Source organism: Streptomyces sp. NPDC087440 (assembly GCF_044744005.1).
Lineage (GTDB): Bacteria > Actinomycetota > Actinomycetes > Streptomycetales > Streptomycetaceae > Streptomyces.
The window spans coordinates 158,257-172,349 of sequence record NZ_JBIUXN010000022.1; the positions used below are offsets into that span (position 1 = coordinate 158,257).

A 14,093-nucleotide genomic window follows, 5' to 3' on the forward strand; every position below is an offset into this window, starting at 1 on the left:
GACACAGCCGACGTACGCCGGGAACAGGACGTACGACGAAGGGGCCGGCCCGGAGTCTCCACTCCGCACCGGCCCCCACGCATGTCACCTACCGGGCGTCACCGCTCAGTTGTCGTACTCGTCCATCGGCGGGCACGAGCAGACCAGGTTGCGGTCGCCGAACGCACCGTCGATGCGCCGCACCGGCGGCCAGTACTTGTCCGCCGCCGAGACGCCCGCCGGGAAGACGGCCTCCTCGCGGGTGTACGGGTGGTCCCAGTCGCCGCCGAGCGCGGCCGCGGTGTGCGGGGCGTTGCGCAGCGGGTTGTCCTCGGCGGGCCATTCGCCGCCCGCGACCTTCTCGATCTCGCCGCGGATGGCGATCATCGTGTCGCAGAACCGGTCCAGCTCGAAGAGGTTCTCGCTCTCCGTCGGCTCGATCATGAGTGTCCCGGCGACCGGGAACGACATGGTCGGCGCGTGGAAGCCGTAGTCGATGAGCCGCTTGGCGATGTCGTCCACGCTCACACCCGTCGCCTTCGACAGCGGGCGCAGGTCCACGATGCACTCGTGCGCGACGAGTCCGTTGGGACCGGTGTAGAGCACCGGGTAGTGCGGCTCCAGACGCTTGGCGATGTAGTTCGCCGCGAGCACCGCCACCTGCGTGGCCCGCTTCAGGCCCTCGCCGCCCATGAGACGTACGTACGCCCAGGAGATCGGCAGGATTCCGGCCGAACCCCACGGCGCGGCGGAGATCGGGCCGACACCCGTCTCGGGACCGGCCGACGGCTGGAGCGGGTGGTTGGGCAGGTACGGCGCGAGGTGCGCACGCACGCCGACCGGGCCGACGCCGGGGCCGCCGCCGCCGTGCGGGATGCAGAAGGTCTTGTGCAGGTTCAGGTGGCTGACGTCGCCACCGAACTTGCCCGGCTTGGCCAGCCCCACCAGCGCGTTGAGGTTCGCGCCGTCGACGTACACCTGGCCGCCGGCCTCGTGCACGGTCGCGCAGATGTCGGCGACGTGCTCCTCGAAGACGCCGTGCGTCGACGGGTAGGTGATCATCAGCACCGACAGTTCGTCGCGGTACTGCTCGATCTTGGCGCGCAGGTCCTCGACGTCGACCTCGCCGTCGTCGGCGGTCTTCACCACGACGACCTTCATGCCCGCCATCACGGCGCTCGCCGCGTTGGTGCCGTGCGCGGAGGACGGGATCAGGCACACGGTGCGCTGCTCGTCACCGTTCGCCCGGTGGTACGCGCGCACCGCCAGCAGTCCGGCCAGCTCGCCCTGCGAACCGGCGTTGGGCTGGATGGACACCGCGTCGTACCCGGTGACCTCGGCGAGCCGCTCCTCCAGCTCGCGGATGAGCGTCAGATATCCGGCGGCCTGCTCGACCGGCGCGAAGGGGTGGATCGCCCCGAACTCGGGCCAGGTCACCGGCTCCATCTCGGTGGTCGCGTTCAGCTTCATGGTGCAGGAGCCGAGCGGGATCATGCCGCGGTCGAGCGCGTAGTCGCGGTCGGCGAGCTTGCGCAGGTAGCGCAGCATCGCGGTCTCGGAGCGGTGCGCGTGGAAGACCGGGTGGGTCAGATACGCGTCCGTACGCAGCAGCCCCTCCGGCAGCGCCTCGCCGACGCTCTCGTCCAGTGCGACGATGTCGCCCTCGACGCCGAACGCGGCCCACACGGCGGCCACTTGGGTGCGCGCGGTGGTCTCGTCGCAGGCGATGGACACCAGGTCGGCGTCGACCCGGCGGACGTTGACGCCGTTCGCCCGAGCGGCGGCGACGACCTCGTCGGCGCGGCCGGGAACGCGCACGGTCAGCGTGTCGAAGAACGCGCCGTGCACGACCTCCACGCCACCGGCCGTCAGCCCCTCGGCGAGGATCGACGCGTAGCGGTGCGTGCGCCGCGCGATCCCCTTGAGCCCGTCCGGCCCGTGGTAGACCGCGTACATCCCGGCCATCACGGCGAGCAGGACCTGCGCCGTACAGATGTTGCTGGTCGCCTTCTCGCGACGGATGTGCTGCTCACGCGTCTGGAGCGCCAGCCGGTACGCCTTGTTGCCGTCGGCGTCCACCGAGACACCCACGAGCCGCCCCGGCAGGCTGCGCGCGAACTTCTCGCGTACGGCCATGAACCCGGCGTGCGGACCGCCGAAGCCCATCGGCACACCGAAGCGCTGCGTGGTGCCGACCGCGATGTCCGCGCCCAGCTCGCCGGGCGAGGTCAGCAGCGTCAGCGCCAACAGGTCGGCGGCGACGGTGACGATCGCGCCGAGCTCGTGCGCGGCGTCGATCACGGGCTTGATGTCCCGCACCACACCGGAGGCGCCCGGGTACTGGAGCAGCACGCCGAAGACACCGCGCTCGGCGATCTCGGCCGGAATGCCCTCGGCCAGGTCGGCGACGACGACCTCGACGCCGGTCGGCTCGGCCCGCGTCTGGATCACGGCGATGGTCTGCGGAAGCGTTTCCGCGTCGACCAGGAAGACGCCCTGCTTGACCTTGCCCACCCGGCGGGCCAGCGACATGGCCTCGGCCGCGGCGGTGCCCTCGTCGAGCAGGGAAGCGCCCGAGGTGGGCAGCCCGGTCAGCTCGGCGACCATCGTCTGGAAGTTGAGCAGGGCCTCAAGTCGTCCCTGCGAGATCTCCGGCTGGTACGGCGTGTAGGCGGTGTACCAGGCCGGGTTCTCCATGACGTTCCGCAGGATGACCGGCGGCGTGAAGGTCCCGTAGTACCCGAGCCCGATCATCGGGGCCAGTACCTGGTTGCGGTCGGCCAGCGTGCGCAACTCGGCCAGGACCTCGGCCTCGGTGCGCGCGTCCGGGAGCCCCAGCGCCTCGGCGTTCTTGATGGCGTCCGGCACCGCGGCGGCGGTCAGCTCGTCGAGCGACCCGTAGCCGACCTGGGCGAGCATCTTCGCCTGCGCCTCGCCGTCAGGGCCGATGTGACGCTGCTCAAAGGGAATGCCACGCTCAAGCTCGGCGAGCGGAATACGACGGTTGGCAGTCATCTGCGGAAGGCCTCCTGGTCCGACACGACCTGCGAGGGGCACCACGGCACGGGTACCCGGACGGCCTCCCCCTCTGTCATCTCAACCTGAGAGCTTCACCGGAGCGCCACGATCGGCACTCCGACTTTCACCGTCGGTGAGGAAAGGTCACGCTCCGGCCTGCGCCGAATCCGCCACCCGCCCTGCTTTCCAGAGTGACCTCGTCCGTGCGGTACAGGGGCCTGAGAGATTCCGGGGAGGAGTTGCTCCTTCGGCGCCTCCGACACGTACTCGGAGGACTCTCCCGCACGGGGTCAGCAGCCTCGGTCAGCCTACCAGCGCACTCATCGTTCGATCCCTCGAGTGGCCAGCCTCACGATTCTGCTCTTTCGTAGTGTTTTACGGGGATTCACCCAGCAGTTGCGACCAGTTGGAGGGACCGTGCAGACCGACATCGATCCGCGCAGCCTGATCGGCCGCAAGGCGTTCGACCGGAACGGCACCAAGATCGGCACAGTGGACGAGGTCTACCTCGACGACGCCACCGGCATCCCGGAGTGGGCTGCCCTGCGCACGGGCCTCTTCTCCCGCGACGCCTTCGTCCCGCTGGAGCCCAGCCGCCTGGAGGACGACACCCTCCGCATCCCCTTCGAGAAGTCCCTGATCCGCGACGCCCCCGACTTCGGCGTGGGCCGCCACCTCTCCCCCGAACAAGAACTCCAGCTCTACCACCACTACGGCCTCCACCTCCCCCGCTGACCGGAAGCGCCCCGTCAGGGGCGCGAGGCTGTGCCGATGTGCGGCTCCGCCGCGTGGGCGCGAGCAACCAAACTCCAAGCCGCGCGGCAGCGCTTTAGGGAAAGGGCGGGTCCGGGGCGAAATCCGGGGGTCCTGGGGCAGCGCCCCCGGCACGAACCTCAGCCACCCACCAACGGCAACGGCTCCCCCCGCTCCAACCCCGGTTCATCGACCCGAAACGTCCTCACCCGCCCCGGCCCCGGCGACCCCGGTTCCTCGAACCGCACCGTCACCCTCCCCAGCCCACTGCCCTGCACCCACCCCGCCCCGTACTCCGCATGCCGCACGTCGTGCCCGGCCAGCCACCGCCGCTCCCCGGCCGCTTCCGCTTCCGGCACCTCGACCGCCGCCTCGACAGGCTCCGGAGCCACTTCCTCAGCCGCCGTCCCCCCAGCTGCGGCCGCTGCGGCAGCCGCTTCCGCCGCCTGCGCAAAAAGATCCTCCTGCGTGAAGTCCGCCAGCCCCGACACCCCGACCCCGAGCAGCCGCACGCCCCCCGTCGTGTCGACCCCCTCCAGCAGCCTCGCCGCAGCCTCCCGCACCACCCCCGGATCGTCCGTCGGCCCCCGCAAGGTCTCCGACCGCGTCAACGTCGAGAAGTCAAAGCGCCGCACCTTCAGCACCACGGTCCGCCCCGACCGCCCCGCCCCCCGCAGCCGCTCCACGCACCGGTCCGCCAACCGCTCCACCTCCGACCGCACCCGCACCCGGTCGTGCAGATCCACGTCAAAGGTGTCCTCGACCGAAACCGACTTGGCGTCCCGCTCAGCCACCACGGGCCGGTCGTCGAGCCCCTGGGCCATCCGGTGCAGCGACGCCCCGTGCGCCTTCCCCAACAGCCGTACGAGCTCGTCCTCGCCCGCCTCCGCCAGGTGCGCGACGGTCGTCATCCCGGCCCGCCGCAGGTGATCGCCCGTGGCCGGCCCGACCCCCGGCAGAATCCGCACGGACATCGGTGCGAGCATCTCCCGCTCGGTCCCGGGCGCTATCAGGCACAGCCCGTCCGGCTTGGCCTCCTCGGAGGCGATCTTCGCCAGCATCTTGGATCCCGCGAGCCCCACCGACCCGCTGAGCCCCGTCAGCTCCCTGATCTGCTCCCGCAGCCGCTCCCCGACCGCCCGCGCGGAAGCCTCGTCGTCAGCCGACCCCCCGGCCTCCAGGTCCACGAACGCCTCGTCGAGGCTGAGCGGCTCCACCAGCGGCGACAGCCGCCCCAGCAGCTCCATCACCGTCTCGCTCACCGCCCGGTACACGGTGAAGCGCGGCACCAGGTACGCGGCATTGGGCGCCAGCCTGCGCGCCTGCGCCGTCGGCATCGCCGAGTGCACGCCGAAACGCCTGGCTTCGTACGAAGCGGTCGCGACCACCCCGCGCGGCCCGAGCCCGCCCACCACGACCGGCTTTCCGCGCAGGCTGGGCTTCGCCGCCTGCTCCACTGCGGCGTAGAAGGCATCCATGTCGAGATGCAGAATGGTCGGCGCGGTCCTCACCCCACCGATGCTGCCCTACGCCACTGACAATCGGCCGGAAGGCCCCGCAGCGCGCAGCGCACCGCCCCGCGACAAAGCCCGCAGAGGGCCTCAGACGGCCCGGTTGCGCCGCCGCGCCAGCTCGTCCCCCGGGTTGTTCCCGACGAGCGTCTCACCGGTGTCCACGCGCTCCCCGTGCAGCTGCGACAGCGCCGTCTCGACGTCCCGCCAGACCACGCCCACGGCGATCCCGAAGACCCCCTGGCCACCCTGGAGGAGGCTGACGACCTCGTCCGGCGAGGTGCACTCGTACACCGTCGCCCCGTCGCACATCAGCGTCATCCGCTCCAGGTCCTGAAAGCCCCGGGCCCTCAGGTGCTGCACGGCGGCGCGGATGTTCTGCAGGGCGACCCCGGTGTCCAGGAACCGCTTGACGATCTTGAGCACCACGACGTCACGAAAGCTGTAGAGCCGCTGCGTGCCCGACCCGTACGCGGGCCGCACGCTCGGCTCGACGAGCCCGGTGCGCGCCCAGTAGTCCAATTGCCGGTACGTGATACCGGCCGCCGCACACGCGGTGGGCCCCCGGTATCCGACCGTCTCGGCCGCGGGCTGTGCCGCCGCCGTACGTGGGGTGTGGCTTCCGGTGGTGCTTGCTGTGGGGTCGGCCGAACTGCCGAGCGGATACGGCCCGCCCGTCGCCGTACCGTCGCCGCTGATTCTCACGCCGACCTCCGTCCTTGACCTGCCTTGTCGACGGTAGGCAGTCACCCGGGGTGCGTCAACGATCGCCACACTCGGCACGCCGAGTGATAATCACCCTGAGAGTGGTTTCCCGCATCTCTCTTCGGGGAAAGGCTACTCGAATGCGCAGAAATCCCCGGGGACCCGAAGGCCCACCGGGGACATGCGGCTCACGGGATCACCTGGACCGCGTGGCTCACTGACTGTTGGTGCCGAAGTCTTCCGGCGAGATCTGGTCGAGGAACTCGCGGAACTTCTCCACCTCGTCCTCCTGCTCGTCCGGAATCGCGATCCCGGCATCGTCCAGGACCCCGTCACTGCCGTAGATCGGCGTTCCGGTGCGCAGCGCGAGCGCTATCGCGTCCGACGGCCTGGCACTGACCTCCACCCCGCTGGCGAAGACCAGCTCGGCGTAGAACACCCCGTCCCGCAGATCGGTGATCCGCACTTCGGTGAGCTCCTGGCCGACCGCTTCGAGCACGTCCTTGAAGAGGTCGTGCGTCAGCGGCCTGGCGGGGGCCAGCCCCTGCTGGGCGAAGGCGATGGCAGTGGCCTCACCCGGTCCGATCCAGATGGGAAGGTACCGATCGCCTCCCACTTCACGCAGGAGCACGATCGGCTGGTTGTTGGGCATTTCCACCCTGACACCTACGACGTCGAGCTCGTTCACACAGCAACCCTAGGACGTGCCCGACCGGTTTGGGTAGTCGGGCTCCTGTTCACTCCACCTGCGGCTCAGTTCGAGCCGGCCCTCAGCGCGGTCTGGACCAGCGCCGCATGCAGCCGTACGGACAGCCCTGCGAGCTCCCGCGTGGTCGCCTCGGCATGCGCCCTGGTCTGCGGGTTGCGGTGCCGCCGCAGCGGAGCCACCACATTGCCGATCAGGCCGGCCTCGCGGTCGGCGGCGGCCTTCATGGCCCGCAGGTGCCTCGGTTCCAGACCGAACCGCCCCAGATCCGCCACAAGTTTCGCCACCGTGACGGCCTCCGCGTCGTAACCACCGTCCGGCAGTTGCGAGATGAGTCCGTACGATTCCCACTCGCCCAGATCGTCTTCCTCGACCTCGGCGGCCGCCAGCAGCTCCTCACGGCCCAGCCGCGCCACCGTCACCCGCTCGGCGGCCACCTCGGGCGCCCCGTCGAGCAGCTCCCGCGGCCCGCCCGGCGACGGCAGCCGGACCTCCTCACCGCGCTCCAGCGCGTCGAGGTGCTCCTTGATGACCTTGAGCGGGAGGTAGTGGTCGCGCTGCATCCGCAGCACCTGGGCGAGCCGCTCCACGTCCGCCGGGCCGAACTTCCGGTACCCGGACGGCGTGCGCTGCGGCTCGACCAGCCCCTCCGCCTCCAGAAAGCGGATCTTGGAGATCGTTACTTCGGGAAATTCCTCACGCAGCAGGCTGAGCACCGAACCGATGCTCATCAGCCTGCTGCCGGCGGAGGCGGCGCCGCGCACGGCACCGCCCGTCTGGATTCGCAGCATGGACCTTCCCTGAAGGGATCAGACGCCCCGCTGGCTCGCGTAGAAGACCAGCCGGTACTTACCGATCTGCACCTCGTCGCCGTTCGCCAGCGGGACCGCGTCGATGCGCTCCCGGTTGACGTACGTGCCGTTGAGGCTGCCGACGTCGGAGACGGTGAAGCCACCGTCGCCGCCCCGGCGGAACTCGACGTGCCGCCTGGAGACGGTGACGTCGTCCAGGAAGATGTCGCTCTGCGGGTGGCGGCCGGCCGTGGTCAGCTCGCCGTCCAACAGGAAGCGGCTGCCCGAGTTCGGGCCGCGTCGCACCACCAGCAGCGCCGCACCCAGCGGAAGCGCGTCGACCGCGGCCTGGGCCTCGGGCGACAGCGAGGGGAGCTGGGTCTGACCGGTCTTCTCCGCCTCGTAGGCCTCCAGGCCCGAGATGGAGATGGTCGACGTGGTTTCCGAGGGCCGCTCGGCGGCCGCGCCGGCCCGCAGCGGCGCACCGCAGTTGGAGCAGAAACGGCTGTCCGCGGCGTTCCGGTGACCGCACCTCGTACAAACAGGCAACGCCGACATGGACGGTTCCTCCTGCCGCGGCTGCCCCGCGTGGTGGGCGCTGGTTGCGTACGGGTCGGGGGTGAACCCTCCACCCGTACTTGAGGTTGATGGTTCTCCGGAACCTATGCGGCCGGGACCAGCCGGGTCAACAGACGGCGCGCCGTGGCCGCCGACCTCGTCGCGGAAGAGCGGGCGCTCGCCGCTCTGCTCCTCCGCCTCACCGGGGCGCGGGGCACGGTGACGAGCAGTGTGGGAGCTGCTGTCGTCACGTGCACTCTTGCCGAACAATTTCGCAAACAACTTCACGGGCGATTCCCCTTGACCGAAACAGACCCGCCCGTGGGGCAGGACGAACCCTGCGTCAACAAACCTGCTGACTTGGACATTCTCACAACGTCCGTATCACTCGGACAGTTTCCACCACGCACCGCGTCCTGGGTGCGCCGACCCCCCGCAAGCTCATGCCCGTGTCCGACAACGCTCATTCGCCCAGCCTTCACTGGGATGACGACCGAGCGTAGTCAGGCCGCTTCGCCGGTCGCAAGGCATTCACGACGATCTTCTCAAGTCGCTGCACCACGGCGGTGGCCTGCTCCTTCTCCAGAGTCTGCACGACCCCGCCGGGGATGTTCAGCGCGGGCTCCAGATCCTGCGGCTTCCCGATCACCTTGAAGGTGTACGGAGCGCTGACGTTCTTCCCGTCGATCTGAATGCTGCCTGCGTCACCGGAGAAATACGTGTTGGCCACGACGCGTACGTCATTGATCTGCACGGCCTCCGCCCCGGCGGCCCGCAATTCCTGAATGGTGTCCAGCAACCGGTCCGGCTCGACGGTCTTGTGCGGGTCCCCGATGGTCAGCGTGATCCCGGGCCCCTGCGCGCCCACCGTGCCCGCCAGCACACCGAGCTGGCGCTCCTTCTCCAGCGTCTGCTTGCGGGCCTCCTCGGCCTGGTCGGAACTGCTCTCCAGCTCCGACTTCTGCGCGCTCAGCCGCTGCTTCTCGTCCTCAAGACGCTGCGTACGGTCGTCCAGCTCGTCCAGGATGCGTACGAGGTCCTCCTGCCGCGCTCCGCGCAGCGCTCCGTCCGCGTTGGTGGAGTTCACCTGGATCGCCAGCCCGAGCCCCAGCCCGAACAGCAGCAGCGCCACGATCAGTTGGGCCCGGGTGACCCGCGGCGGCCACAGCCCCGCGATCAGCCTCTGACGCCCCGTCACTTCCCGGTGCTTGTGGTGCTCTTCGGCCGGGTGGCTCGGCGGGAAGGGCTGCCGCTCCTCGGGAAGCGGGCCCGCGCCACCGGTCTCGTTGCTCTCGTCGCTCACCGGCGTCACGCCCGGAAGATGTGCCGCCGGATGGCGGCAGCGTTGGAGAAGATCCGGATGCCGAGTACGACGACCACACCGGTCGACAACTGCGCTCCGACACCCAGCTTGTCGCCGAGGAAGACGATCAGGGCGGCCACCACCACGTTCGACAGGAAGGACACGACGAAGACCTTGTCGACGAAGATCCCGTCCAGCATGGCCCGCAGCCCGCCGAAGACCGCGTCCAGCGCGGCGACGACGGCGATCGGCAGGTAGGGCTCGACCACCGCCGGCACTTCGGGCCGGACCAGCAATCCGACCACGACTCCCACGACGAGGCCCAGTACGGCGATCACGATGTGCCCTTCTCTGTCTTCTTCGGTTCGGCCACGCCCTTCCCGGCGCCTTCGGCCACCGGTTGGGCGATGCGTACGATCAGGCTCGGCGCGGCCGGGAGCCGCACCTCGTCCTGGTCGGTGATGCTCGTACGAATGCCGTAGCTCTCCTGCAAGGCGTGCAGGTACTGCCCGTCGGCACTGTCGTTGAACGTGGTGTTGAGGTGCTTGCCGCCCACGGCGAGCACCGTGTACGGCGGTGCCAGGGGCCGGTTGTCGACCAGTATCGCGTCGCCCGCGGCGCGGATCGCCGAGAGCATCGTGAGGCGCTGCCCGTTGATCGCGACGGCCTCCGCGCCGGACTGCCAGAGCCCGTTGACGAACCGTTGCATGTCCCGGTCGCGGACCCGGCCGGTGTCGGCGAAGCCGCTGCTGCCCCGCGGCCCGTCACTGCCCCCACCGGTCTCCTTGGCATCGTCCACGACCAGTTTGACGCCCGGTCCGGTCACGGCGGTTGCTCCGGACAGCAGGGAAACCAGTTCGGCCTGGTCACCCCCGTGCTGTTCCAGGGCCTTGCGCTGCCGCTCCCCCACGTCCGCGCGCAGGGTCTCGACGTCCTTCTCCAGCGTGTCGGCCGCGGCGGTCTCGGCCTGGATGCGGTCAACCAGCTTCTCGCGCTCCTTGGCGACCACGGGAGCCGCTATCCGCGCGTTGGCCGCCCCCAGCGTGACCACGGCGGCAGCGAGCACCAGACAGGCCGCCAGACCGAGTTTCCTGCGCAGGGTGCGCGGCATTCCGGCGGTCCCGTCGGCCTTCTGACGGGCCGCCGCCTCTGCGTACCCGTCGTCGAGACTGTGCTCCATCACGTTCGTCAGCAGCGACATCGACGCATCGGGACGCCGCGGTGGAGAAGGGGTGCTCCGAACGGGGGGCTGCTGCGACATGCCGCACATCGTCGCATGTCGCAGGCCCTACCACCGAATGCCCCCACCGGGGTGCCGGAGTCCGTCTCCCGACGGCCTCCGGCACCCCGGTGCGAGGTCAGTGACCTGCGCTGTCGACGATCGCCGACCATTCGTCGAGGAGCGCCTGGGCGGAGTCGTCGTCCGGTCCCTCGGCCCACAGATGAGTGACGGCCTCCGCCGGGTCGGGCAGCACCATCACCCACCGCCCGTCGGCCTCCACGACCCGTACACCGTCGGTGGTGTCCACCGACCGCTCCCCGGCCGCCTCCACGACCCGCCGCATGACGAGCCCCTTCACCGCCCACGGCGTCGCCAGATCCCGCCGCAGCACGTGCGCCCGCGGTATCCGTGCATCGATCTGGCTGAGCGTCAACTGCGTCCTCGCCACCAGCCCGATGAGCCGTACGAAGGCCGCCGCGCCGTCGAAGACGCTGCTGAACTCCGGCACGATGAAGCCGCCGCGCCCGTCCCCGCCGAAGATGGTCGCGTCCTCGCGTCCCACCCGCGTCAGGTCGTCCGGCGACGTCGTCGTCCACTCCACCTGCGTCCCGTGGTACGCCGCCACCTGCTCGGCGACCCTCGTGGTAGTCACGGGCAACGCCACTCGCCCACTGCGCCGTTCCGCCGCCACCAGGTCGAGCATGACGAGCAGTGCCCGGTCGTCCTCGATGATCTTCCCGCGCTCGTCCACCAGCGACAGCCGCTCACCGACCGGGTCGAACCGCACCCCGAAGTCGGCCCGCGCCGACGCCACGATCTCCCCGAGCCGCACGAGCCCGGCCCGCCGCGAATCCGCGGTCTCCGTCGGCCTCGCCTCGTCGAGTCCCGGGTTGATCGTCAACGAGTCGACGCCGAGCCGCCCCAGCAGGCTGGGCAGCACCAGCCCGGCACTGCCGTTGGACGCGTCGACCACGACCTTCAGCCCGGAGTCCGCGATCCCCGTCGTATCGAGATTCCGCAGCAAGGTCCCCGTGTACGAGTCGAAGACGCTCGCCGGGAAGTGCAGGTCGCCGATCTCTCCGGGGAACGCCCGCCGGTACTCCTGCCGCGCGTACACCCGGTCCAGCTTCCGCTGCCCGCCCTGCGACAGATCCGCGCCCCGCTCGTCGAAGAACATGATGTCCACCGAGTCCGGCACCCCGGGGGTCGTCCGGATCATGATCCCGCCGGCACTGCCCCGCGCCGTCTGCTGCCGCGCCACCGGCAGCGGCACGTTCTCCAGATCGCGTACGTCGATGGCACTGGCCTGGAGCGCGGAAATGACCGCCCGCTTCAGTGCACGGGCGCCCCGGGAGTGGTCGCGCGCGGTGGTGACCGTCGACCCCTTCTTCAGGGTCGTCGCGTACGCCCCCGCCAGCCGCACGGCCAGCTCCGGCGTGATCTCGACGTTCAGGATCCCGGAGACCCCACGCGCTCCGAAGAGGTGCGCCTGTCCCCGGGACTCCCAGATCACCGACGTATTGACGAAGGCACCGGCCTCGATCGTCTTGAACGGGTAGACCCGCACATTGCCCTGGATGATCGATTCTTCACCGACGAGGCACTCGTCACCGATGACCGCCCCGTCCTCGATCCGAGCGGCTCGCATGATGTCGGTGTTCTTGCCGATGACGCAGCCGCGCAGATTGCTGTGCTGGCCGATGTAGACATTGTCGTGAACAACGGCCTTGTGCAGAAAGGCGCCGCTCTTCACGACCACGTTGGACCCCACCACGCTGTGCTCGCGAATCTCCGCCCCGGCCTCGACCTTGGCGTAGTCACCGATGTACAGCGGCCCTCTGAGCACGGCGTCCGGGTGGACCTCGGCGCCTTCCGCGACCCACACTCCGGGCGAGATCTCGAACCCGTCGAGCTCGACGTCGACCTTGCCCTCCAGCACGTCGGCCTGCGCCTTGACGTAGCTCTCGTGCGTGCCGACGTCCTCCCAGTAGCCCTCGGCGACATAGCCGTAGATCGGCTTGCCCTCCTTCATGAGCTGCGGGAAGACATCCCCCGACCAGTCCACGGACGCATCCGCCTCGACGTAGTCGAAGACCTCGGGCTCCATCACGTAGATGCCCGTGTTCACGGTGTCCGAGAAGACCTGCCCCCAGGTCGGCTTCTCCAGGAAGCGCTCGACCTTCCCTTCCTCGTCCACGATCGTGATGCCGAATTCCAGCGGATTCGGCACCCGGGTCAGGCACACCGTGACCAGTGCGCCCTTCTCCTTGTGGAAACGGATGAGGTCGGTCAGGTCGAAGTCGGTGAGCGCGTCCCCGGAAATGACCAGAAAGGCGTCGTCCTTCAACGCCTCTTCGGCATTCTTCACGCTGCCCGCGGTGCCGAGTGGCTTCTCCTCGTTGGCATAGGTGAGCTCCATTCCGAGCTCTTCCCCGTCGCCGAAGTAGTTCTTGACGAGCGAGGCCAGAAACTGCACGGTTACGACGGTCTCATTGAGCCCATGCCGCTTGAGCAGCCTCAGCACGTGCTCCATGATCGGTCGGTTGGCGACCGGCAGGAGCGGCTTGGGCATGCTTGAGGTCATGGGGCGAAGACGTGTGCCTTCGCCACCGGCCATCACGACGGCCTTCATGTCGGAAGATTCCTCCTTGGAAGAGAAGAAGATCCAGCCGACCGGGCCCGCCGAGATCAGACCTCCACAACCTCAGAGATCTTCGAGGGCCGGCGCTGCGCTGCGCCGCTTCGACAGGCTCAATCGGTCGCGGCGTCCGCCTTCACCAGACGACGGACCTGGACCACATAGAGAATCCCTGCCCACCAATAGAGGGTTGTACCCCATCCGGCGAACGCCCATCCGAAAATAGCACCGAGTGTCCCGAGCAGCCCGTCCTGAACGCTGAGCAGCAACAACGGGAAGGCGTACATCAGATTGAACGTGGCGGCCTTCCCGAGGAAGTTCACCTGCGGCGGCGGATAGCCGTGTCGACGGAGGATACCCACCATCACGAGAAGCATGAGCTCGCGCGCCAAAAGGGCCGCGGTGACCCACCAGGGCAGGATCTCGCGCCAGGTCAGTCCGACCAGGGTCGACAGAATGTAGAGCCGGTCGGCCGCAGGGTCGAGCAACCGCCCCAAGCTGCTGATCTGGTTCCACTTACGTGCCAGCTTGCCGTCGAGGTAGTCGCTGATGCCGCTCAGCATCAGCACCAGCAGGGCCCACCAGTCGCTGTTGGGCCCACCGAACACGGGGCGCAGAATCAGCCACAGGAACAAGGGCACACCAACGAGACGAGCCATGCTCAGAATGTTGGGGATGGTGAGGACTCGGTCCGTCTGAACGCGAGTCTCCTGGACCTCCACCCGGGGGCCTCCTGCTGTGGGAACGTGCCAACGATTTTCCCCCTGACCTTACCCTCAGCCACCACCGCCGGCCGCACAGGGGTACGCCGCGCCCCGTAAACGCAGAAATGCCCCGTACCGGTTTCCCGGTACGGGGCATTTCCACAATGATTGTTCGGCGGCGTCCTACTCTCCCACAGGGTCCCCC

The 14,093-nt window shown here is 69.2% G+C and carries 12 protein-coding genes and 1 riboswitch; of the genes, 1 reads left to right on the forward strand and 11 read right to left on the reverse strand.

Annotated elements, in window-relative coordinates:
- Positions 1-105: 105 nt before the first annotated feature.
- A complete protein-coding gene (gene gcvP / locus ACIO3O_RS34010) occupies positions 106-2,994 on the reverse strand; it encodes an aminomethyl-transferring glycine dehydrogenase (RefSeq protein WP_401752650.1) in 2,889 nt (962 codons plus the stop codon).
- Between the two features lie 199 nt (positions 2,995-3,193).
- Positions 3,194-3,290, reverse strand: a riboswitch (glycine riboswitch).
- A gap of 124 nt (positions 3,291-3,414) precedes the next feature.
- Between gcvP and ACIO3O_RS34015 the strand changes: the two genes are divergently transcribed.
- Positions 3,415-3,732: a PRC-barrel domain-containing protein gene (locus ACIO3O_RS34015; RefSeq protein ID WP_401752652.1), complete on the forward strand. Its 318-nt coding sequence runs from the start codon at positions 3,415-3,417 to the stop codon at positions 3,730-3,732.
- A 158-nt stretch (positions 3,733-3,890) separates the two neighbouring features.
- Here ACIO3O_RS34015 and ACIO3O_RS34020 read toward each other — a convergent pair whose 3' ends face one another.
- The 10 genes from ACIO3O_RS34020 to ACIO3O_RS34065 form a co-directional block, all read right to left on the reverse strand.
- Positions 3,891-5,261, reverse strand: coding sequence for a DNA polymerase IV (locus tag ACIO3O_RS34020; RefSeq protein ID WP_401752654.1), 1,371 nt, complete (start codon positions 5,259-5,261; stop codon positions 3,891-3,893).
- Between the two features lie 90 nt (positions 5,262-5,351).
- On the reverse strand, positions 5,352-5,966 hold the full coding sequence (locus tag ACIO3O_RS34025) for a MerR family transcriptional regulator (protein WP_401752656.1): 615 nt from the start codon (positions 5,964-5,966) through the stop codon (positions 5,352-5,354).
- Positions 5,967-6,180: 214 nt separating this feature from the next.
- On the reverse strand, positions 6,181-6,654 hold the full coding sequence (locus tag ACIO3O_RS34030) for a bifunctional nuclease family protein (RefSeq protein WP_185033262.1): 474 nt from the start codon (positions 6,652-6,654) through the stop codon (positions 6,181-6,183).
- A gap of 65 nt (positions 6,655-6,719) precedes the next feature.
- The gene (locus tag ACIO3O_RS34035; RefSeq protein WP_401752658.1) at positions 6,720-7,463 is read right to left on the reverse strand and encodes a MerR family transcriptional regulator; all 744 of its coding nucleotides are present in this window, start codon (positions 7,461-7,463) and stop codon (positions 6,720-6,722) included.
- Positions 7,464-7,481: 18 nt separating this feature from the next.
- Positions 7,482-8,351, reverse strand: coding sequence for an FHA domain-containing protein (locus tag ACIO3O_RS34040; protein WP_401752679.1), 870 nt, complete (start codon positions 8,349-8,351; stop codon positions 7,482-7,484).
- 148 nt (positions 8,352-8,499) lie between these two features.
- Positions 8,500-9,324, reverse strand: coding sequence for a DUF881 domain-containing protein (locus ACIO3O_RS34045; protein ID WP_401752681.1), 825 nt, complete (start codon positions 9,322-9,324; stop codon positions 8,500-8,502).
- A 5-nt stretch (positions 9,325-9,329) separates the two neighbouring features.
- Positions 9,330-9,662: a small basic family protein gene (locus ACIO3O_RS34050; RefSeq protein ID WP_040019805.1), complete on the reverse strand. Its 333-nt coding sequence runs from the start codon at positions 9,660-9,662 to the stop codon at positions 9,330-9,332.
- Positions 9,659-10,594 carry a DUF881 domain-containing protein gene (locus ACIO3O_RS34055; RefSeq protein ID WP_401752660.1) on the reverse strand — a complete coding sequence of 312 codons (936 nt, stop codon included), beginning with the start codon at positions 10,592-10,594 and terminating at the stop codon, positions 9,659-9,661. Before ACIO3O_RS34055 ends, ACIO3O_RS34050 begins: the two co-directional genes overlap by 4 nt.
- Positions 10,595-10,682: 88 nt before the next feature.
- Positions 10,683-13,178: a sugar phosphate nucleotidyltransferase gene (locus ACIO3O_RS34060; RefSeq protein WP_401752662.1), complete on the reverse strand. Its 2,496-nt coding sequence runs from the start codon at positions 13,176-13,178 to the stop codon at positions 10,683-10,685.
- 119 nt (positions 13,179-13,297) lie between these two features.
- Complete coding sequence (locus ACIO3O_RS34065; RefSeq protein WP_401752664.1) at positions 13,298-13,906, reverse strand: CDP-alcohol phosphatidyltransferase family protein; 609 nt, start codon at positions 13,904-13,906, stop codon at positions 13,298-13,300.
- Between the last annotated feature and the right edge of the window lie 187 nt (positions 13,907-14,093).